Source organism: Pedobacter sp. SL55 (assembly GCF_026625705.1).
In the GTDB taxonomy this organism is placed as follows: domain Bacteria; phylum Bacteroidota; class Bacteroidia; order Sphingobacteriales; family Sphingobacteriaceae; genus Pedobacter.
In genome coordinates, this window is the sequence record NZ_CP113059.1 from 4,339,050 (window position 1) to 4,361,199 (window position 22,150).

General features: G+C 36.8%; 16 protein-coding genes. 1 reads left to right on the top strand and 15 read right to left on the bottom strand.

Going from position 1 to position 22,150, the window contains the following annotated elements:
* Positions 1-2 precede the first annotated feature (2 nt).
* From OVA16_RS19485 to OVA16_RS19555, 15 genes are all read right to left on the bottom strand, one after another.
* Entirely contained in the window at positions 3-2,336 is a 2,334-nt protein-coding gene (locus OVA16_RS19485) for a glycoside hydrolase family 3 N-terminal domain-containing protein (protein WP_267762677.1), read from the bottom strand.
* A gap of 50 nt (positions 2,337-2,386) precedes the next feature.
* Positions 2,387-4,672: a family 20 glycosylhydrolase gene (locus tag OVA16_RS19490; RefSeq protein ID WP_267762678.1), complete on the bottom strand. Its 2,286-nt coding sequence runs from the start codon at positions 4,670-4,672 to the stop codon at positions 2,387-2,389.
* Positions 4,673-4,699: 27 nt separating this feature from the next.
* Positions 4,700-5,788 carry a sialidase family protein gene (locus tag OVA16_RS19495; RefSeq protein WP_267762679.1) on the bottom strand — a complete coding sequence of 363 codons (1,089 nt, stop codon included), beginning with the start codon at positions 5,786-5,788 and terminating at the stop codon, positions 4,700-4,702.
* Positions 5,789-5,833: 45 nt separating this feature from the next.
* Positions 5,834-7,726: an alpha-L-fucosidase gene (locus tag OVA16_RS19500; RefSeq protein WP_267762680.1), complete on the bottom strand. Its 1,893-nt coding sequence runs from the start codon at positions 7,724-7,726 to the stop codon at positions 5,834-5,836.
* A gap of 94 nt (positions 7,727-7,820) precedes the next feature.
* The gene (locus tag OVA16_RS19505; RefSeq protein ID WP_267762681.1) at positions 7,821-9,641 is read right to left on the bottom strand and encodes a glycoside hydrolase family 35 protein; all 1,821 of its coding nucleotides are present in this window, start codon (positions 9,639-9,641) and stop codon (positions 7,821-7,823) included.
* 315 nt (positions 9,642-9,956) lie between these two features.
* The gene (locus OVA16_RS19510; RefSeq protein WP_267762682.1) at positions 9,957-10,991 is read right to left on the bottom strand and encodes a BT_3987 domain-containing protein; all 1,035 of its coding nucleotides are present in this window, start codon (positions 10,989-10,991) and stop codon (positions 9,957-9,959) included.
* 13 nt (positions 10,992-11,004) lie between these two features.
* On the bottom strand, positions 11,005-12,222 hold the full coding sequence (locus OVA16_RS19515; RefSeq protein ID WP_267762684.1) for a BT_3987 domain-containing protein: 1,218 nt from the start codon (positions 12,220-12,222) through the stop codon (positions 11,005-11,007).
* 49 nt (positions 12,223-12,271) lie between these two features.
* Positions 12,272-13,231 carry a glycoside hydrolase family 18 gene (locus OVA16_RS19520; protein ID WP_267765434.1) on the bottom strand — a complete coding sequence of 320 codons (960 nt, stop codon included), beginning with the start codon at positions 13,229-13,231 and terminating at the stop codon, positions 12,272-12,274.
* A 29-nt stretch (positions 13,232-13,260) separates the two neighbouring features.
* The gene (locus tag OVA16_RS19525; RefSeq protein ID WP_267762685.1) at positions 13,261-14,898 is read right to left on the bottom strand and encodes a RagB/SusD family nutrient uptake outer membrane protein; all 1,638 of its coding nucleotides are present in this window, start codon (positions 14,896-14,898) and stop codon (positions 13,261-13,263) included.
* A gap of 17 nt (positions 14,899-14,915) precedes the next feature.
* Positions 14,916-15,848, bottom strand: coding sequence for a hypothetical protein (locus OVA16_RS19530; protein ID WP_267762686.1), 933 nt, complete (start codon positions 15,846-15,848; stop codon positions 14,916-14,918).
* Positions 15,817-15,996 carry a TonB-dependent receptor gene (locus OVA16_RS19535; protein ID WP_267762687.1) on the bottom strand — a complete coding sequence of 60 codons (180 nt, stop codon included), beginning with the start codon at positions 15,994-15,996 and terminating at the stop codon, positions 15,817-15,819. The genes OVA16_RS19530 and OVA16_RS19535 overlap by 32 nt, the downstream gene beginning before the upstream one ends.
* On the bottom strand, positions 15,987-17,201 hold the full coding sequence (locus tag OVA16_RS19540) for a hypothetical protein (protein ID WP_267762688.1): 1,215 nt from the start codon (positions 17,199-17,201) through the stop codon (positions 15,987-15,989). The genes OVA16_RS19535 and OVA16_RS19540 overlap by 10 nt, the downstream gene beginning before the upstream one ends.
* A complete protein-coding gene (locus OVA16_RS19545) occupies positions 17,149-18,192 on the bottom strand; it encodes a SusC/RagA family TonB-linked outer membrane protein (protein ID WP_267762689.1) in 1,044 nt (347 codons plus the stop codon). Before OVA16_RS19545 ends, OVA16_RS19540 begins: the two co-directional genes overlap by 53 nt.
* Positions 18,193-18,447: 255 nt before the next feature.
* Positions 18,448-19,425 (bottom strand): FecR family protein, encoded by a 978-nt coding sequence (locus OVA16_RS19550; protein ID WP_267762690.1) that lies wholly within the window; start codon positions 19,423-19,425, stop codon positions 18,448-18,450.
* Positions 19,426-19,498: 73 nt separating this feature from the next.
* Positions 19,499-20,068 carry an RNA polymerase sigma-70 factor gene (locus OVA16_RS19555; RefSeq protein ID WP_267762692.1) on the bottom strand — a complete coding sequence of 190 codons (570 nt, stop codon included), beginning with the start codon at positions 20,066-20,068 and terminating at the stop codon, positions 19,499-19,501.
* 886 nt (positions 20,069-20,954) lie between these two features.
* On the opposite strand from OVA16_RS19555, the gene OVA16_RS19560 reads away from it, so the two are divergent.
* Positions 20,955-22,091, top strand: coding sequence for a helix-turn-helix domain-containing protein (locus OVA16_RS19560; protein WP_267762694.1), 1,137 nt, complete (start codon positions 20,955-20,957; stop codon positions 22,089-22,091).
* Positions 22,092-22,150: the final 59 nt, after the last annotated feature.

The following is a 22,150-nucleotide window of genomic DNA, read 5'->3' on the forward strand; positions in this document are numbered from 1 at the left end:
AGTTATTTTACTTCAATTTTACTAGTTAACTTAATACGATTAGATGCACTACCTATCATTACCGTAAATGTTCCTGGCTCTACAACACTTTTGAAATCTTTATCAATTATTGATAAATCTTTAGCTGTAAGTAAAAAAGATAACTTTTGCTCCTGATTTGGTAAAAGATGTATTCGTTTAAAAGCTTTAAGCTGTTTAACTGGCTGTACAACAGAAGCTATTTCATCTCTCAAATAGAGCTGTACCACTTCATCACCGCTTTTGGCACCTGTGTTTTTTAAAGAGAACGATACCTCGAAACTATCTTTCCCATTTTGTTGAACTTCGATATTAGTATAGTCAAACTGGGTGTAACTTAATCCGTAACCAAATGAATACAATGGGTCTGCAGACATTTCTACATAGTCGTGTCCACGAGGGTTTTTCTTGTTGTAATGTACTGGCAATTGTCCTTCGTACCGAGGAATAGAAATAGCTAATCTGCCAGCTGGATTATAATCACCAAACAGTACATCGGCAATAGCATTCCCGCCCTCTTGTCCTGGATACCAAGCGGTAAGTAATGCATCAGCATTTTCGCTAGCCCAATTCATATCTAACGGCCTTCCTTGAATGTAAACCACAATTAATGGCTTTCCAGTTTCTTTTAATGCTTTTAACAATTCGGATTGTTTACCTAACAAACTCAGGGTAGCTCTATCGAAACCTTCGCCACTTTCCATATCCCCTATGGTTTTAGAAGATACTACCGCTGCGCCGGTTTCTAAATAATCGGTTTTAAAATCTCTGGCACTAGAGCCGCCAACAACTACAACCACAACATCTGATTTTGTAGCTGCTTCTACAGCTTTAGCTATTTCTACATCTGTTGTGTCGCGAATAGCACAGCCTTTTACATAAATAATTTGTTCTGGTTTTAACTTCGTCTGAATACCATTTAGCACGGTCTTAATATTTCCTTCTTCCTGCGGCGCTGTATAATCGCCAAGCATATTATAACGGTTATCTGCATTAGGACCAATAACCGCAACCTTCAAGTTTTTAGCCAACGGCAATACCTTATCTTTGTTTTTTAGCAACACTACAGACTCTTGAGCTACCTTATGCGCTAATGCAATGTGTTCTTTTGTGCGTACACCTGCTTTTGCTTTCTTAGGATCTACGTAGGGATGATCAAACAAGCCCATATCAAATTTCAATTTTAACACTCTGTACACAGCAGTATCAATAGCCGAAACATTAACCAACCCATTCTTTAAAGCGTTTTCCAATTTTGCAAAAGCATTGCCCCCCAAGTCAACATCTACTCCAGCATTAAGCGATAACGCAGCAGCTTCTTCTAAACTTCCCGCTACATAATGGTTTCCCATCAAACCATCTATGCTAACCAAATCTGAAATGGTAAAGCCTTTAAAACCCCATTCATTACGCAATAAATTGGTAAGCAGTTCTTTGTTAGAAGTACAAGGCACACCATCTATAGAGTTATAGGCAGTCATTATAGATAAAGCACCAGCATCTATTGCTTCCTTAAACGGAGGTAGAAAAACTTCATGCAATTCTCTGTTTCCAACAATGGCCGAATTTCCGTTGTGTCCGCCTTCTGGTATGCCATAAGCAATAAAATGCTTTAATGTGGTAATGGTACTGAACTCTTGATTTAACTGTCCTGCTCCATTGCCTTTGGTTATCGCCGCAGCTAATTTGGCACTGAGTACCTGATCTTCACCAAAAGTTTCTTCAACCCTCGACCAACGTGGCTCTCTAGCTATATCTACCACAGGTCCATAGCTAATGTGCCCGCCCTGCAAACGAATTTCCTTTGAAATTACTTTACCCATTTTTTCTAACAGATCTGGGTTCCAAGTAGAGGCCTGACCTATACCTGTCGGAAAAACTGTAGTACCAATGGCCATGTGTCCGTGAGGAGCTTCTTCCGCAAAAAACACAGGAATACCCAAGCGGGTATTTTTTAGTGCGTAACGCTGAAGTTCATTTGCTGCTTTGGCGGCGAGTTCGGGATTTAAACCGTTGGATAAAGTTTTTTTAGTCCAAGGATCAGCTCTAAAAACTGCCCAAAACATGCCCGTATGTGCTGAGTCTAATTGCTTTTCGTATTTTTTAGAATGTGTAATTGTCTTCCCGTTTTTATCATACATTTCCCACCCCAAAGGGCTACGCAATTGACCAATCTTCTCTGCCAAAGTCATGCGACTGAGTAGATCTTGCGTACGAACTTCTGAACTTAATTTCGGATTCTTATATTTTAGGTCGCTTTGACCGTATGAAGAAAGCACACTTACAGTTAATGTAAGTGATAGCAGATATTTTTTCATCAGATATAATTTTCTACTTGTAAGTGTTTGCTCATAATGGTTTCATTTATTTACTTACTTATTTGACGATAAAACCAATTATTCGGAATATCCTTTGCGTTACAACCATCCATTGCATACTGCAGCAATAAGGTATAACCACCGCCTCCTTCTACAAAATCTAAACGGAAAGGATGTAAGCCTTTTTCAAGTGCTACTTGTCCACTTTTTTCAATTGGAGAATGAGGCCCTTCATTATCTATCACAAGCCTGTCGGCGATGTACAACATCCCTGCATCATCGCAAGTAAGATTGAAAGTATAAATTCCGGTTTCAGGTACTTCAATATAACCATCGTACTTTAAGCCAAACTGTGGAGCCTTCGCTTCTTTCGGCACGTTTATATTGTTTACCAAAAATTGTTGATCTGGCTTACCTGCTATTTTTGCAACCTTATCTATAGGTTGATTATAAAAATCACAAGACAGACCACTCTCTAATTTTTCAGGAGATTTTATGGCAGTTGCAAAAGTTGATGGCTTATAATTAACCGTGTAAATATCTCCCTTAGATTGAGCTCCTCCACTACTGAAAAGCGCAAATTTCAAACTGGTTGGCTGATTGATAGCCAAAGAGTTTCCAGTTAAAACAGGAGATTTGGTGGTAGGCGTACTACCATCTTTTGTATAGTGTATCGTTTTACCTTTCAGCGAATTTTTAACTTCTAAAATAGCATCTTTTACAAATACGCTTTCTAAAGCAAAGCCGCATAAATCTGGCAACCGATAAGCTATTTTCATCTTATCCATTACTGGATAATGAGCTAATAACCGGTTGCTGTAATTCTCAAAAGTCCCTTTATTTGTCCATAATCTTTCTGAAAGCGCTGTTAATCGTGGAAACAACAAAAAATCTGCTCTATTTTCTGAAGGAATTTTTTCTGCCCATAAGTTTGCCTGTGCACCTTTAATTAAGTGAACTTTATCAGCAGGAACATCCTCAAAAACAACCTTCATGTTGTAAACATTTCTAAGCGAACTTTTATCCGGAAAAAAATCAAAATAGAGCGGATTAGTAGGCGACATAATCACAGGATGATTATTTTGTACTGCCTTTAGCGGTGCGCCTGCAACCCATCCTCTCCAATACATTACCGTAATATCTGAGTTGATTTTTCCTTCCAAGGCATCATCCCAAGCAATGGCTTTTTTGCCTTTAGCTTCTACCATTTTTTGCACACGATGAACAAAATAACTTTGTAGTTCGTGTATATCCTTCATCCCTTCTCGTTTCATCATTGCTTTACACAGTTCAGATTTTTCCCAGCTTGTTTTATCTACCTCGTCTGCTCCAATATGAATGTATTTAGAAGGAAAAATAGAAATGACTTCATTAAGCACATTCTCTACGAAAGTATATACCTCTTCTTTACACGGACAAAGTGGTGTAGAAAACAGCTCGCCCCAGCCCATTTTACCATCAACAAGTTCAGGAAAAACCGATATCGCAGCCATCATGTGCCCTGGCATATCAATTTCGGGAATAATTTCTACATGGCGTTCGGCGGCATAAGCTACCAACTCTTTAAGTTCTTGTTGTGTATAATATCCACCATAAATTTCTTTTCCATCCTTTATTTTGATAAAACGAGGGTCTATCTCAAAATCAGGATTTTCCTTTGCCAACTCCATACATACACTGTCTTGATTATTGAAAGTGCGATAAGCACCCTTTTCTGTTAACGCTGGATATTTTTTGATTTCTATACGCCAGCCTTGATCATCCGTAAGGTGGAAATGAAATTTATTGATTTTATAAAAAGCAAGTCTATCGATATGCCTTTTAAGATAGTCCATATTAAAGAAGTGTCTTGATACGTCCAGCATCGATCCTCTCCAGCTATATGCAGGTTGATCTACTATATTAAGAGCTGGGATTTGTTTTTGATCAGCTCCAATATGGTTAAGTGCCATTAATTGGTGTAAAGTTTGTATACCGTAAAAAATACCCGACGGCTTGGAAGCAGTGATAGAAATTAAACCAAATTTAATTTGAAGTCGATATGTTTCTTCTCCTTTAACATCGGCAGACAATTTCAATTCTATACGTGATGTCGCTGATTTTGCAGCTGTTTCTATTTGATATTGAGATAAAACAGAACGAAGATAGGCTACCTCTTTATCTAATTTTTGTTCGCTCAAAATTTGAATTTTATTTTTTGAGGAGAACACAAAATTTCCTTTGAGCACAGCAAGCTGCTGAGGATAAGGTATAAGATCATAATTGTTTTGCGAGAAGCCTTTCACAGTTATAAAAAGCAAAAAAACAATAGTAAGTTTAATATTCTTAAACGACATAAAAATGGGTTTAGCAATGATTTATGATTATTCGGGCCACTTAGAATTAGCAATATTTTTTTCTAATAATTTAGAAGGATTAATTTTTACGTATTTGATTTTTTTTCTACGCCATGTGTAAACTATGTGAACAATATCATCGTTTCCTTGTATAACCGATGGATACGAATATTCTCCAATAACGGAGTCTTCTAATATTGCGGCTGCCTTCCAAGTAATACCATCGTCAGAAATGGCTACATTAAGTGGTGTACGGGCTTTTTCGATATAAGCACTCTCTTTAACCCCAACATGATTGTAAACTAACAAATGTTTTCCATTACGAAGCGTTACCGCATCTGTACCCGAATTGTTATTTGGAAGATATAATGCTATAGGATCACTCCAGGTTTCGCCATGATCAGAAGAAAAAGAAGATATCAAATGTTCATTTTGCGAACGGCAAACAAGTTGTAAACGATTATCTTTGAGTTTTAAAATACTTGGCTGGATAATATTCCATGGTTTACTGTTAATGGCCGCTGTTTTCCGCCAAGTTTTTCCTCGGTCTTCAGTTATTTCTATATGTACCTGCCAACCATTGTTCTCTGTACTAGAAGGACAAAGCAATTTATTGCCTATCAGTACTGGTTTGTTTTTGATAGGTCCTAAAAATCCTTTGGGCAAATTTTCTGGAGCAGACCAAGTCAATCCGTCATCGAAAGAACGAATCAAATGTCCGGTCCAATCCTGCACATTTTTACCAACTTTATAAAATAACAGCAGTTCTCCGTCTGGATAATAAAACAAGACAGGATTATAACAAGCTTTTCTTAGTGTATCATTCAGCACTCCATCCGCTACTTTCACGGGTGGTGTCCATTTATTTTTCACTTGCTTACTTACATAAATATTTACATTCTTGTGCCCTTCGTGTTCCCCCCCAAAAAAGGCTGTAATTAGTCCTGATTTTGTTTCTGCTATAGTTGCAGCATGTACAGCGGGAAAAGGCGCAGTATCATAAATAAATTCATCCACTAATATCCCTTTTCGCCAGTTATAATCCTGAGCGTATATAACCTCGGTTGTGATAAAAAAGCTTAGCAAAAACATAAAATGAATGCAGTTATTCTTCATTATTTCTACAGTTATTCTTTTAACAATGCTTTTTCTAAAAATTAACTACTTTAAAAGTCCAATCTCAGCAATCAGATATTTTTCTGAAGAATTTGTAAGCTCCAATGGCTCTAGCTTAATATAACGCCCTTTTACATGATTTTCAAAAAACTGATTTTGCCTGATTGGATTATTCCTGATGTTATCAAACATGGCATTACTTTTTAACGCTTTCCAACTCTTTCCATCACTACTTATCATAAAATTGTAACGGGCTATATTTGCTGCTGATACCTTAGCTTTTGGTACATAGAAAAAGCCTTTAAATTTGCTTTCTTCGCCTAAATCAATAACAATAGGTATACTAAAATCTACAGCTATCGAAGTAGCCTTTCCATCTATAACTTCAGCAATATTATCAATAGATGGAGACAAGATTTTCCATTTATCAACTGGCAAATCTCCTTTTTCCCTTACAATCACTTGTTGGTTCGCGTTCTTAGGCAAATATGCTTCTGGCAAACGATATATTCCAACGTTGTTTAGCACCGGGCAAGCTAAAGATTCGACTATGTTTAATTTTAATTTATTGGTACGACGAGTATTAAACCTGATGATTCGTTTGTAACCAATAGTAGTTTCTTCTGCTACTTGTTCCCATACATTTTTGGCAGTATTCCATACCTCTATATTAAAACGAGCAACACGTTGCCCCAAGGGAATATATTCTTGTAATACTACTGCATTCACATCCATACTGCTACCCAAATCTATTTCCACGGCAGCAGTTAATATGTTATCATCTGTAGCCCAATAAGAATCGTAGTTACCATCTAGCAAATTTGCTGCAGCATAAGTCTTACTGTTTCCTCTTACCGCAGCAGAAGATGCTTTTTTACCAGCTGCCAAGTCATCACCGAAAGATTTATCGATTGCCTGCTTCATTTCCATTAAACGAAGTGAATCGTTGGCATGAATTAATCCTCTTCTATCTGCAGGTACGTTAAGTAATAGGTTTGAGTTACGACCAACCGAAGCAAAATAAATCCCTAGCAGTTCGTCTAAAGTTTTTACTTTATCGTCTGTAGCTTTACTATAAAACCATCCCGGACGAACAGAGACATCTGTTTCTCCTGGTACCCACGCCGCTCCATATTTATTTCCTGAATTTAAAGTATCTAAAGCCGGAGAACGACCAGGCGCAAAGCCCTTTACATTAAGTCGCGACCAATTTGTTTCGCCCGCAAAACCTGCTTCATTCCCTATCCAACGGCAACCAGGGCCAACGTCACTAAATATCACAGCATTGGGCTGATGTTTATATACCGTACTTCTAAACAAATCCCAGTCATATTCCTGGCGTTTGCCATTAGGCCCTTCTCCGTTGGCTCCATCAAACCAAACTTCAAACACATCGCCATAATTAGATAATACTTCTGATAACGTATTTGCAAAAATCTGGTTGTATTCTGGTGTGCCATAAGCTGGATGGTTACGATCCCAAGGTGAAAGATATACGCCAAATTTAAGACCGTACTCCTTGCAAGCTGCTGAAAGTTCTTTCAACACATCGCCTTTACCATTTTTCCAAGGACTTTCTTTAACCGTATGTGTACTGTATTTACTAGGCCACAGACAAAAACCATCATGGTGCTTAGCTGTAATGATAATTCCCTTCATTCCTGCGGCCTTTGCTGTAGCTGCCCACTGACGACAATCCAACGAAGAAGGGTTAAAAAGTTTTGGATCTTCTTTCCCATTTCCCCACTCCATATCAGTAAAAGTATTTGGGCCAAAATGGACAAACATATAATATTCCATCTTCTGCCAATCTAATTGAGTTTTAGATGGAATAGCCGCATACGGTTTGGGAGGAGCTACTGAAATTATGTTCTTACATGAAAAAAACACAGATAGAAGTATTGCCATTGCAAGTAGGCATATATTCTTATTATTCATGATATTAATGCTATAGTTTATTTCAACTTGTTTAAAACTGGAACTTTGGTTGTTTCAATAGCTGTTTTCAATTTATCATTGATTTGTTCGAAAACTACAATCTTGTTTTCTCCTTTTTGAGCCATACGCCTGGTACAAACAAGGTTTGCTGAGGTCCCACCTGCCAATAACGGCCTAAGTTTTTCCCATTAACAAAAACTATCCCTTTGCCCCAATCTTCCATGTTAAGAAAAGTATCTCCTGCTTCAGAAAGATTAAAAGTTCCTTCATAAAAAGCTGGTCTTCCTTGTAATGCTTTAGCTTTTGGTTCGCCTACATTATAAACATCAGATTTTGAAAGATTATCAAAAACAGGAGCATTGTCCATTGGTAATTTATACATTTCCCAGTTACCCTCAATCTCTATATTATTGATAGTAATAGGTGCTATAATTCCTTTATTATTGTGAACAATTTCGGCTCCGTAATTAATTCTTCCCATATTTTCCACCAAAATATCGAGTGTAGAATTAAAAGGAATGTCTACAGCAATGGAATATTGATTGTAATATCTATTCAGCTCACCTACCTTTTCTCCGTTAACATATACAACTGCATAATCACGTAATCCTGAAATATTTAACTGCCCAGAAATGGGTTGGTTGAATTTTCGGGAATACAATACGTACCCATGTCCCTGATTTAGTTTCTCAAAGGTTAGTGGCGTATTGTTTTGAACAGCTTTTTGTTTCTCTAGCATACTTAAAACATCAGCAGCTTTTGATAACTTAATAGCTTGTATTTCAATTACCTTATTAGGTGCAGGAACAGATGGAATACTGTATTTAGCATATTTTTTAATCACGTTACGCAACGAATCAAACTTAGGTGTTACCCAACCAGCTTCACTGATAGGCGCATCGTAATCGTAACTGGTAAGATCAGGCTGGATGCCATGCTTTTTATCGTAATTGGCACCACTTGTAAAACCAAAATTTGTGCCTCCGTGAGCCATATATAAATTAAAAGAGACATCATTCTGCAGATATTCTTCTGTTTTACGGGCTATAATGGAAGCATCTATAGCTGGATGAGGTTCTGCCCAGTGAGCCAACCAGCCAGGATAAAACTCAGCAACCATATATGGCCCTTTACCATTGTGATACTGATCAACTGCTTTTTTTAAGTTAGCGATATTTCCTTCGCCATTTGCTGTTGGTAAAACTCCATCAATAGCTCCCCCGTCGAATAACCAAGTACCGTCTGAAGTAAAAAAAGGTACATCAAAACCAACTTCAGCCAATTGATCTTTTATTTTCTGGTTATATTTTCGATGTTGATCTAATGGAATGTCTTTTCGTTGAGCAGCATAAGAACCAAACTCATTTTCTACTTGTATCATTACAATTGGTCCGCCTTTTGTAATTTGCAAATCACCAATTTCTTGGTATAAACGTTTGAGATAATTCTTTGTATGAGTCAAGAATGCCGCATTATCGCTACGTAATTCTAGCTTTTCTACCTTTTGCAACCACCACGGATAGCCGCCAAATTCCCATTCGGCACAAGCATAAGGTCCTGGACGAAGAATGACATGTAAACCCTCTTCCCCAGCAATTTCAATATAACGACGCAGGTTTTTATCTTCAGAAAAATCCCATTCACCGCTTTCTGTTTCATGAGCATTCCAGAATACATAAGTGGCAATGGTATTTAACCCCATTGCTTTAAGCATCTTGAACCTGTGGCGCCAGTATTGATGCGGAATACGGGGATAATGCATTTCTCCTGAAATGAGCTGAACAGGCTTTCCATCATAGAAAAAATGTCCATCTTTTATTTCGAAAGCATGTTTTTTCTGAGCAAAACTTCTGATAGAAAAACCTATCAGGAATATAGATAACAGAATGAGTTTAAGAATTAGCTTCTTGTTCATTGGTTTTTTTGGTTATTTATGCTTCGATAGTATCCAAACCCTTTCAAGTTACTTGGGTACTATCTATTGATATATTAAAAACGACTAATTCAGTTGCGCTATTAAATGATGAAGATTAAGCCTTAAGATGATGAGCATAAGCAACCAATAAAGAAATTCTCCTGTCCAAATAAGTTGCAAAAAAAGAAGCTGTCTCAAAATTATAAATGGCCACGCTGAATTTAATTCAGGGTCTACTAATCGTAGGTTTTGTGGCTTTTGAGACAGCCTCTTTGAAAGAATTTTGTAAGATTTGTACTACATCAATTCAATTAGTTACTGAACATAAACACCTAGTTCAGAAATTCCTCGCTGACTTGTAGATGACCAAGTTACTGCCAAGCGAAAATATCTGGCCTGAACAGTTTTGTAAAGACCAATATATTGATAACCTGCAGCATTTGTCATTGTTGCATTTGTTGCCGTACCTAACTCTTTATAGTTTACACCATCATCACTTACAGAAACAACCACATTACTGAAAGAAATACCATTTGTTAGGGCTCTGTAGGCAAATAACCTAAAACCACCAATAGTCTTGGTTTCCATCATGTCTGCAGTAATTGTTAAAGGATGTGTTGCAAATCCCCAACGAGTTGAAACATTACCATCAAACATTTGGGCTAAAGTGGTTCCTGTAGTAGGTGTGCCATTAGCTGTAATTCCCCATGTTGAATAATTGGTAACAAGAGCTCCTAACATTCCGCTTGCGGGCACACTAGGCTTAACTATTACCTCTTTGGTATTAATAACAATATACGCTGTCTGATAATTTGTGCTAATTTTTGCAGCGTTGTTTGATATAGACGATAATTTGATTGGAAGCAGATAAGCTGGAGCGGTCAATTCCGCAAATTTACTCTGATCTACTGAAACCAATATCTGATCTGACGAAATGCTACTGCCTTGTTCTATGGTAACCGAAGTTTTATTAAGCGTAACAGCGCCGCTTGGTAAAGTCGCAAAAGAAACATTATTAGCGGTATTGTAAGCCGCTACCAAAGAATTATCTACTTCTGCATTCACAGTAACCGTACTGCTAACAGGTTTGGTAGATTGTACAGCGAACTTAGCCTGAATATCAGCATTACTGGTAGAACTTTCTACAGTATGTTGAATAGTGTAAGTAAAACTATTTTTGAGATTTGCGAGCGAACTGCGCCCTTCAGAATTGATAAAGATCCTGGTTTCAGTATCTCCTGTAACGTCGTAAGTTTCCTTTTTGCTACATGATTGAAATACAGATACCATAACAGCAAAAAATGAAACTATTATAAACCTGATGTTTAATGAAATATTTTTGTTCATCATACTAATTTTAAAGTTATTGACTGCATTTATTTACGCCATCAGATTGCCAAGTAACAAAAGCACTCTTGTTGAATGGGTTTAGCGTACCATTTCCTGTATTGTCCCTAACAGTTTTAGACCAGTCCATATCATAGCCATTTCCTGTAGCATCTCTAAATATACTTCCAGTACCTTCATTGAATTTCCAGTAAGCCACCAATCCTGTAGACTTAGGATCTACACCGCAAATCCCTAATTGTAATTCATTGGCTGTAAGAGCTCTGTTCCAAACCCGGGCTTCTGCAACACGACCATTAAAGTACTGTCTTGCCGGATAGTTTTCCCAAGACATACCTAATTCAAATCGTTGAAATGTAGAGGCTTTATTACCTATCAATTCAACATCTTTCACACCGTCAACATACATCACATATTTCTTACCATCAAAGGTTAAAGAAATAGTATACCATTGACCAGTATTGAAACGTTTAGCAGAAACTACACTTCCACCTGGACTAACCCATTGTAAAGAGTTGATGTCCTGACCATTTTCTCCGAACCTAAGCATGTTTGATGCTGACTCGTCTTTAGCTGTAAAACTACACAAACGACTAATCTGCTCAGGGGTAGTATGCCAAGCATTGATATAGCATTTAATTTCATAAGTATAATTAACCAAATTAACAGCCTTATTATCTTCAAATATGAAATTACTATACAAGTTAGTGTTGTTCATGTTTAACGAGTTAAAATTGATTACCCTCGACACTCTTAAAAAGATAGTCTTAGATGGTTCTAAAACATCAATTTTAGCACCTTCTATGCTTTTGATAGTAACAGGAATAACGTAAGTACGTCCGTCTACAAAATCTGCTGTAGATACAACTCTAACAGTGATACCAGTTGAAGCTGCACTGCCTGCTTTTATTACGCCTTGCGACCCGTCTACTTGTATTGCCGACGCTGGAATTGCATAATAGCTAGTTCCGTGTTTGCGGTTATATTCTTCTATCAATGAATTATCAACTGCAAAATTTACTGTCACATCTTGTGTAACTTTATCTGTAGCAGAAGCGGTTACGGTATAAGATGATGGTGTGTTCTCTACCACAAACCTTGCTACAGGATTACTATCTGTACCAGTTACAAGTATCACATTTTTATTATAATTAGACTCCTTGCAACCTGTTACAAATAAAAACGAGCACAACAAAATATATAGGCTCAATTTTAAATTAAATTTCTTTTTCATATCTATTCAATATAATTGTTTATCTATTCTTGAAATGTAAACCTAGGCATTAGTGTACCGCTGGATTCATGATCTGAATAGCTTTCCTGAATTCATTATAAGGTATACCTGAAGACGAATAATAATTTCTTCCTAAGAAGAAAACACCAACTCCTCCCTTACGACCAATTGCCGGTTGCCATCTTGCATAATCAAGTAGCTTACCTCCTGTGGCATAAAAAACACCAAATGTTTCACAATAAATCATTGTTTCATAAGGAAAGCCCGCTGGGTGATATATCCCTCCAGTTTGGTTAGAATACGATTGACTAACAAAATAGTCGCAAAAAGGTATAATTGATGTTGGCGGATTACTATTAAAAAAGTCAACAATCAATAATTTACTTGGGTCTTTTCCTTTAGGCCCAAACTCTTTGCTCAGTTCATTTATAAGTCTTACTAGATTTGGGCCATTCCAACCTTCCCAGTCTACATCCACCCCATCAAGGCCGGGTTCCAATACTTGCTTTACAATCCACTTTGCATAAGCAGCCATGGTAGCATCACTGATATTGTTACCGTCGCCCCCCATATCGTAATTTACACCATCTACGGTAAACTTATGTCTATAGTGTGAAGCATCTGCATGCATTACAAAACGTGTTCCCAGTTTTTCTTGAGATATCTTCATATCTTCATACGCCAACGGATGAGTGTCTTTTGTGGGTATGCCCATCCAAAGATTTACAATATCAAGACTATCAGGTAAGCCCAGTATACGCTCTCCCCACGATGCCGGATACTTGGTGCCAGAAACACCTTCTACCGGAGACCATGCCTCATAATAAGCATAACTGATTTCATGTTTACTTTTCTTAAACTCACGTAAGTTTTTATAATACTGCTCATCGTAAGTTTTTAACTTCTGAATTTGCAAAGCCTCTACCTCTTTATCGCAACCCGTAAATAATAACGAAGCAAATAAAGCCGACAGCAACATGCCAAATATTTGAATTTTAGTTTTTTTCATCTTACTCAAATTTATTGTTGAATATTGGATCATTTTTTGTCCCACCATAATTTAGTACCGCCATTATCTGCGCCGCCAAGTTTGGATACACCCACCTGCACTCCAGCACGATTGTTATTGTACTCTGATTGAGGGAAAGGAATACGGCGAACCTGTGTAGCGGTATTGATGGTTCCGTTACTGTTATTGACAACAACCGGAAGCAATTTAGGATATCCTGTACGTCTAAACTCCGCCCAACCTTCAGGTCCATCAGGATACATTGCTATCCATTTCTGCGTAATGATACGTTCTAAGTTAAGCTCAGTAGAAGCTGCGGCATTCCATGCTACTGTAACTGTACTTGGTGCAGCTGTATTAAAACTAGATCCTTCTGCATTATCTGTAAAAGCTTTTGGAGTATTAGTTGAGTTAGCAATATAGGCTGCTGCTCCAGCAACATTATTTTCTTCAAATGAAGTACTAATTCCTTTTTCGTATAGTTCTTGAGCTGTACCGCCCATTGACCATCCTCGAAGTGCTCCCTCTGATCTAAGAAAATAAGTTTCTGCTGCGGTCATCCAAACGATTTCAGTAGAACTCTGATTCATGTTCAAACCAGAAATCCTAGTTGGATCTACATATCTTGTCCAAACAGAAGAAGTAATACCTAAACGTACACCATGATAACCACCATCGGCAGTGGCTTTCGTAAAGTAAGCTGCTAAACGAGGGTCGTTATAACCATTCATGTAAGCATCCATAGAGGCACTCATACGGGCTTCACCGGCATTAAACGTAGTCGAAATTTCGAATAATGGATGATAGTAAACTAAGTTAGCCGAATGCTTTAAAGATGTTCTCTCATTTGTTGAACCAATTACCCCAATAGGGTTACTGATAGATTTTTCAGCTTCTGTTTTTGCCAAACTAGGGTTAGCATAAGCTATACGCATAGCCAAGCGCAAGCGGAGTGAATTGGCAAATTTAACCCATTTGGTTGCATCTCCACCATAAATCAAATCGTATTTTGGCAAAATTGTAGCTCCAGGATTACCTTGTACGTAATTAGTTAATACATCAATCGATTCATCTAGCTCTGCAAAAAACTTGGTATATACCTCTTCCAATCCATCGTAATTGTTTCTTAGCGTACCGCTTCCGAAGTTGATATATGGAATCGGTCCGTAGGCATCAGCAACACGGTGCATCGCTTCTACCTTAACTACTGTTGCCAAAGCAGCCACTTGTGGGCGTTGTTGTTCCTTTGCTATTTTAACAATTTCCTGCCATGCAGGCATTACACCTACAAATCCTGAAGTAAACGTTTTTTCTATCCAGCCGGTTATAAAATTATAAGAGCCATTGTGTACGCCTCCGTACCAAGTTCCTGTTGGCGCAATATATCCTGAATACAAATCGCTGGTAAGCCCCTGAGCAACCTGATAGTCGCTACTTTGATTACTCCCCTCTGTTGAACCTTCTTTAAACAAAACCACGTTTCTTTGCATTTGTGCAAAAAAAGCACCTGTTTTAAGATCGTCATAACTCATAATCAATTCCGTAGCCTCATGCTGGTTGGTATTATATTCTTCAAACTTGCTACATGACGAATTGAATAATGCCAGTGAAACACATGAAAGGAATAGCTTTCTCTTGAATGAGAATATTTTATCTATTGTCATCATTTCTTTTATTAAAATAATTAAAACTGAACCTTTACAGAAAAACCTAGGTTACGAAGGCTTGGCTGCATGAAATAATCTATCCCTTGATAGTAAGTTGATGTATTTGCCGTTAATTCTGGATCAAAAGGCGCTTTATTATAAAGGAAGAATAAGTTTCTACCTACCATAGATACATTCAAACCTTTTATCGTTTTAGTCCATTTTTCTACTGGAATATTATATCCTAAAGAAAGCTCTGCCAAACGCACATTCGTAGCACTATAGGTATACATAGAACCGATACCTGAAGAACCACCGCCTACAGTTTGGTAATACTCCTTCGCAGGAATTCTGTATCCATTTACTAATGCACCTCCTTGGTCTCTAGCATCAGCAGAGGCCTTCGAAGCACCAAAAGCATCTAGTACGGCTTGGGTATTTGAAACCACAATTCCACCTACACGGCCAGTAAACAAAAATCCTAAAGATAGACCATTCCAATCGAAACTATTGTTCCAAGCTAGATTGTACTTAGGATTGGTATTTCCGGCACGCACAAAATTATTTGCATCGGCTACCACCACTTGGTCTGATGGATGTACATAAATAGCACCATGTTCGTCCGTTCTTAAGGTATTTACATAAATGTCGCCCATTGTACCGCCTTCTTTCAATATCATCCTATAACTTGCCGTTCCACCCTTATTTACCTCAGATAAGCTAATTACCTCTTGAGTTAATGGATTTACCCAACCTGGTAATAATGCAATGATTTTATTCCTGTTAAGTGAGTAAGTTACACCTGTAGTCCAGTTTAATTTACCAAACTTGTCGCTGTAACGTGCAGAAACCTCAATACCTTTATTGTCAACTTGTCCAGCGTTTACAATTACACTGGTAAAGCCTGATGAAGCGGATAAATCTGGCTCAAAGAACTGATTATAAGTTACTTGAGCTGTAAACAGTAGCATCTAATTTCAGCTTACTCTTAAACAACATTAAATTAGCCCCAGCTTCCCATGATTTTGTTCGCTCTGGTACCAAATCTGTATTAGGCATTCTCGCTCTAGTATTTGGCAAATTGGAGTTCATCCGGTATGTTGGTATAGTTAAAAACACATTAGGTTCGTTTCCAACTTCAGAATAAGAGACTCTAACTTCAAGTAAGACAAGACATTGCTCTTAATTGAAAAAATATCTGTCATGATACCCGAAAGACCTATCGTTGGGTAGAAAAATGATTTAACATCTGAGCCTGCTAGTGTAGAAGCCCAATCGTTACGAGCGGTTACATCTAAGTAGGCCATACTTTTATAACCTAATTGCGAACTCGCAAATACAGCGTTTTTTTGTCTACGATATCCTGACTGACCATACTCCGATGTAGTTCTATTTACGTTAGCATAAGTAAATAAGTTAGCTACACTACCTAGCCTTCCGCCAAACATATCCTCTAAATACCTAACATCCTCTATATTAGCACCTATATTGGCAGTTAAGCCAAACATGTTATCATTAAAATTTTTATTAATGTTTAACAATGCCTCTCCGTAAAATTGACGGGTATTAGTTCCCATCAATGAATAGTAGCCATTGTCAGATGCAAACAAGGTATTGGTTGAAGCATAGTACTTCTTTCCGAAACGATCGTTGCTCCTATCTATCTTGGCACGAGCGGTCAAGTTGATCCAATTAGCAAATTCGTATTTAAGAGATCCATTAGCCATATAACGGCCTTTATCATTCGAAAACAAATTACGTTCAGTTACCCAGTATGGGTTCTGCATAGATAAACCTTGGTCGCCATAAGGCCAAAATTGCGTCTGAAAGTTCCTTGTAGCATTGTAACGCTCAAAACTTTTTACTTTCGCAAAATCATCACCTGCTGGGAAAAGATATATGGCAACTAATGGATTAAAATATTGACCTTGTGAAATCATGTTCTGTTCTTTCACATTACTGGTCATAAAACCAAGATCCATGGTCAACTTATCATCAAGAAATTTTGAAGTATTGCGAACAGAGAAATTTAATCTCGTATAGTCGTTATTATGAATAATTCCTTGGGCATTTACTGTACCTGCAGAAAAATAGGTCTGATTTTGAGCAGTTCCAGTAGACAAACTAACTGAATTGGTAACGTTCGATCCAGTTTGGAAAAAATCTGACGGATTATAGCTCGAAGGTGTAGCAAGTTTATCGCCCCAACTGTAATAACTTCCCTGTTCCGTTTGCCCATAGGTATTTTGAAATTCGGGTAAAATCAATGGACTAGAAAAGGTAAGTACTATTTGAGAGATTAAGTGACAATTTTCCCTGAACACCTTTTTTAGTGGTTACCAAAACCACACCGTTAGCTGCAGAACTACCATATAATGCAGCAGCAGAAGGGCCACTTAACACAGAGATACTTTCGATATCTTCTGGATTGAGATTGGAAATACCATCGCCAGTCTGTCCTGCTCCAGCAAACACGCCTTCAGGCTGATCAGATGATAAGTTAGGCATGGGTACACCATCAATCACATATAACGCATTGTTATTACCAGAAATAGATTTTACCCCCCTCATGATTACACGAGATGAACCACCAACACCAGATGAAGAACTATTGATAGTAACACCTGCAACTTTACCATTTAGGTTGTTAACGAAGTTAGCATCAGAAACCCTATTCACCTCATTTGCGCTAAGTTGTTGTACATGGTAAGAAAGTGACCTTGCCTCTTTCTTGATCCCCAAAGCCGTCACAACCACTTCCTGCATTTTAATTTCGGAACTCTGAAGCGTAATGTTCAAAACAGTTTCATTTCCTACAGGCCTCTCTAAAGTCTGCATACCTATAAATGAAATCACTAAAACTGAATTTGCAGAGGGAACCAATAAGCGAAAATTTCCATTGGCATCAGTTAGAGCGCCTCCACTAGTACCTTTTACAGATACAGAAGCACCAACTACAGGCTGGCCAGAACTATCCTTAACAACTCCCCTTATCTCCTTTTGCTGAGCAGGAGCTTCTTTTTTGATAATCAGGATATGATTACCGCTCATTCTTGTTTCAAGACCTACAGGTTTCAACACCTTTTCTAGTGCATCTTTAACTTTGATATCTCGCCCAGAGATACTAATTTTTCGAGTCACATCAACTTCTTCGGCATCAAAGAAAAAAGAATAGGAGGTTTGTTCTTTGATTGTTGATATTACTGTTGAAAGGGGTTGATTATTGATATTCAGCGACACACGAGCGTCTTGTGAATATACCGATGCTACTGCCGCAAAAACTTGGGCAAACATCAAAAGTACGGTTACTTTCATTGTCTTTATAATACCGCGATGACAATTTTTTAGCAATAAATATCTATCACAGTGTATTTTTTTGTACATTATGCAAAATAATTGAAGTTTAGACGAATTACGTTTATTCTATTTTAGAATCGGGGATACTGCGAATATCCTCCGATTCTTTTTTTTATTTTTCTTTTTAGGTCTTTTCTGCGTTCATAATAAGTTTTTTAATGGTTTATAATTTATGGTTAGAATATTGTTTCGCAAACGAAACGAGTTGTATACTTAATAAATCACTATTTGGCGCCCTTTTATCTTAAAAGAGAACCCTCCTACTTTAGACATAATCCCGAGAATTTCTGGAAGAGGTTCGTTTTGAACAAAATCTCCTGTGAATTTTTTACTCATAACTTCCTTATTCATCACTGATATATCTACGTTAAATACTCGCTCAAGTTGAGAAGCTATTTGTTCAAATTTTTCATTTCTGAAAATAAACTTCGAATCTCTCCACGCATATTCTTTCTCTAAAGTTTCGTTCAATAATTGAAATTTACCTGTTTCGGATCTATAAGCAACTACATCATCAGGCTTCATCATAACAGACTTGCCATTAGCAGATAGCAACTCTACAGAACCTTTGAATAAAGCTACCCGAGTCTCTTCTTTAGGATAACAAGACAGGTTAAAAGAAGTACCATGCACCTTTAAATCTAGAGAGGATGTTTCGACAATGAAAGGTTTCTTCCTATCATGGGCCACCTCAAAAAAAGCTTCCCCTTCCAATCTCACTCTCCTATCTTCTCTACCGAAATTTCGACTAACTTTAAGCTTAGTCGCAGAGTTAAGCCACACTTCCGTACCATCAGGCAAAATAGTTTTTGATTTTGAACCTTTATCTACAGCAAAAACCGTTTCAACAACTGTGTCATTTTTAGGTTCAGATACATATAGGCCAATAAAAAATGCAACTAAAAGTGCAGCAGCAACAGAAATATGAGGAAGTAAGCGCTTATACAAAGGCACAACTTTTACTTCCTTTTTATCAAGAAATTCTTTATACGCCGCTTCTATTTCATTATCGCTTAACTGCTCACCAAATTCCATCATCTCAAAAAATACAACTACCTCCTCATAAAAAGCTGTATTTTCAACCGATTGCAAGCGCCATTCCTCCAACTTCGTAACATCATCTCTATCTATGTTTCCAGTAAGAGCTTCATAAATTAGCTCCAACCAGTATTCTTTTGATCTATCTTCCATTTAATTTTGTTATGCCTTTCTAAGCATCCACAATTAAAAGACAATCAAAAAAGAACTTAGGGTAAACTTAATGTTATTTTTTTTTGAAGAAATAATCTTGAAGGTCTTCTCGCAACCTAAAAAGTGCTTGCTTGATGTGATATTTTACTACATCTACTGAAATAGCTAATTTGCTTGCTATTTCGTGATACTTCAAATCAGCGTATCTACTTAACAAGAATATCTCTCGAGTTTGTTGAGGCATCTTATTGATACTGCGTAGAATTTTAGAATCTAATTCTTTAGCTAATAAATAATCCATAGGAGTAGATTCTTTATTATATGGCATTTCTTCCTTCTGAAAATAATTATGCTCAGGAAGCTCTGAATGGATATTCCCCCTTCTTTTCTCTTCCATTAAAGTATTGAAACAGCGGTTTCGTACTGCCGTTAACAAGTAGCCTCTTAAATTTTGAATTTGTAGCTCTGAACGATTTTTCCAAATTGAAAAAATTACCTCATTAACTACAGAACGAGCAGTGTAGGAATTTCCTGTAACTTTATAAGCATAAAGGCAAAGGGCACTATAATGTTCGTCATATAAGATTTTATATGCATCATTATCGCCAGCTTTAAGACCAAGAATAATATCACTATTTTCCATTATACAGAAAGGATCCTATTTGTAAATAACAAGAATCTATAGTCACTGAAGACAATTATATGTATTTGATTAGAAAGGCCAGAGGCAAAACTAATATTTTTTAGAACAAATAAAAACCTGTTTCACTATACCACAAGTAACTTTATTACGAGGCATATTGGCAGGTTGTTAAAAGCGACCACCTTTTATACTTAAAAATGGCACTTCTGCTACGCTTTAAAAAATTGCATCAGGAAAAGAGGATCATCTCAACTACTTTGAACTCCGACGAGAAACCGAAAATAAATTCAGACAAAGATATATGTTAAAAAAATGCTTCTGTGGCTTAAAAACCTGTCTATCATTTACGACAAGAGTAAGGTAACTCAAAAGCATACTTTGATTAGAGGTTTGTTTAAAGATAATCTTGTATGGGGTCAAGGTTCATTTAGAACAAAATTTATGTAAAAAGCCTTCCATTACAACCTGCTGAAAAATCAACAAAAAAGGATTGCTTTTTAATGAGCAACCTTTAAAAAACTGATCATGAATCTTGTTAGTACCGATCAGCAAGAATACTTTGAACATTTGAATCGCTTTTTATTGCTTATTGAGCCCATAATTGAGGATTTAGAGAGAAAAGGATTCATATAAAACGTAAGTGAAAATTTTTCAGTTTTTTACCAAGAACACCTTGAGCAGATTATTTTAGAACAAAAAAGTTGGCAGATATGATAAATTGTAGTTTTGGCTTTCAAAAGTATAATGATATGCGCTGTGGCTAAAATTCAAGGACTATTTAGTCTTTACAAATAATTAATTTATTGTTGCTCAGTTGGGGCTTTAATTCAAACCGAATATATCAATAACTTCACCTAAAAAAAGTAATTTTAGCTTTCGTTTAAAAATGAATAAACATACTTTTTTAGATATAACGGCTTTTACCGGGATTTTTATAATACTTTTTCTTGCTTTGTTTCTGCTAACCGTAAAAACGAAGTACAAATTAGGCAATCGGCTTTTCTCTTTTTTTCTGATTGCCAATGCAATAGATGCTAGTAAATATTTGATCCATCATATTCCTGAAAACCTCATCAACCTCGAGGCTTTTCGTTGGAGCATCGTCTATTTGGTTCCTGCTGTATTTTATCTCTACGTAATGTCCGTTTGTTTTTCTGATTTTCGGTTAAAAACGAAACATTTACTTCACGCTATTCCGTTTGTTGCTTACAACTTGTATTTAGCTTCAGGGATATATTTTGAGTCTAACGCAATGAAATTGCATTTTATCGAGGCAATGAACCAGATGCCTCTAAATCAATTTTTTCAATTTCTTTTCGAATTTCTATTTCAAGCTTATTTTATTGCTTCTTTTCTGGTTATTAGAAAGTCTAGGACTGTTTATCTCGAGAATTATACGAATCCGAATATTTCTTTAATTAATGCACTTTACAGGATAACAATTCTATATTATCTCCTGCATTTTTTAGTACTTCTCAGATGGCTGGTCACTTTTACCTATGGTTTGGGAGAGTTCAGAGCTTGGATTGTAACGATTGATGGGCTCGCATTTTTATTTTGTACTTGCTGGTATCTATTTACGGCATTAAATAATCCCGAATTTTTCAGAGGAGTAAATTCCTTTCTGAAACCTATTACAGAGGTTGTTGAGAAACAGAAAACCAGTCCTTTAATCGTTGAAGAAAAAAATAAGGAAATCCAATTCTTAAAAGATTTTATGGCGGAAAAAGAACCCTATTTGGATTCATCGCTAACCATTCAGGATTTATCAGAGCAAATAAAAATGCCGGTCAAAGATTTATCTACTTTGATTAATTTGTATATGGATAAACACTTTTTCGATTTCGTGAATGAATATCGAATTGAAAAAGCAATGCAAATTCTGAAAGACCCTTCGCAAAAAGAACTGACTGTTTTGGAAATCTTATACCAAGTTGGTTTTAATTCTAAATCTTCTTTCAATACTTCTTTCAAAAAATACACGGGAAAAACGCCGACTGATTTTAGAAAAAATTCAAATTAATATTTTTTAGAGGACAAATGCGTTCGACTTTTTTTAGTCGGTCGCGTATCTGCGGCTTC

Excerpts from the sequence above, each read along its gene's own strand:
- OVA16_RS19485 (WP_267762677.1), bottom strand. The coding sequence starts at position 2,336 with ATGAAAAAATATCTGCTATCACTTACATTAACTGTAAGTGTGCTTTCT.
- OVA16_RS19490 (WP_267762678.1), bottom strand. The coding sequence starts at position 4,672 with ATGTCGTTTAAGAATATTAAACTTACTATTGTTTTTTTGCTTTTTATA.
- OVA16_RS19495 (WP_267762679.1), bottom strand. The coding sequence starts at position 5,788 with ATGAAGAATAACTGCATTCATTTTATGTTTTTGCTAAGCTTTTTTATC.
- OVA16_RS19500 (WP_267762680.1), bottom strand. The coding sequence starts at position 7,726 with ATGAATAATAAGAATATATGCCTACTTGCAATGGCAATACTTCTATCT.
- OVA16_RS19505 (WP_267762681.1), bottom strand. The coding sequence starts at position 9,641 with ATGAACAAGAAGCTAATTCTTAAACTCATTCTGTTATCTATATTCCTG.
- OVA16_RS19510 (WP_267762682.1), bottom strand. The coding sequence starts at position 10,991 with ATGATGAACAAAAATATTTCATTAAACATCAGGTTTATAATAGTTTCA.
- OVA16_RS19515 (WP_267762684.1), bottom strand. The coding sequence starts at position 12,222 with ATGAAAAAGAAATTTAATTTAAAATTGAGCCTATATATTTTGTTGTGC.
- OVA16_RS19520 (WP_267765434.1), bottom strand. The coding sequence starts at position 13,231 with ATGAAAAAAACTAAAATTCAAATATTTGGCATGTTGCTGTCGGCTTTA.
- OVA16_RS19525 (WP_267762685.1), bottom strand. The coding sequence starts at position 14,898 with ATGATGACAATAGATAAAATATTCTCATTCAAGAGAAAGCTATTCCTT.
- OVA16_RS19530 (WP_267762686.1), bottom strand. The coding sequence starts at position 15,848 with ATGCTACTGTTTACAGCTCAAGTAACTTATAATCAGTTCTTTGAGCCA.
- OVA16_RS19545 (WP_267762689.1), bottom strand. The coding sequence starts at position 18,192 with ATGAAAGTAACCGTACTTTTGATGTTTGCCCAAGTTTTTGCGGCAGTA.
- OVA16_RS19550 (WP_267762690.1), bottom strand. The coding sequence starts at position 19,425 with ATGGAAGATAGATCAAAAGAATACTGGTTGGAGCTAATTTATGAAGCT.
- OVA16_RS19555 (WP_267762692.1), bottom strand. The coding sequence starts at position 20,068 with ATGGAAAATAGTGATATTATTCTTGGTCTTAAAGCTGGCGATAATGAT.
- OVA16_RS19560 (WP_267762694.1), top strand. The coding sequence starts at position 20,955 with ATGAATAAACATACTTTTTTAGATATAACGGCTTTTACCGGGATTTTT.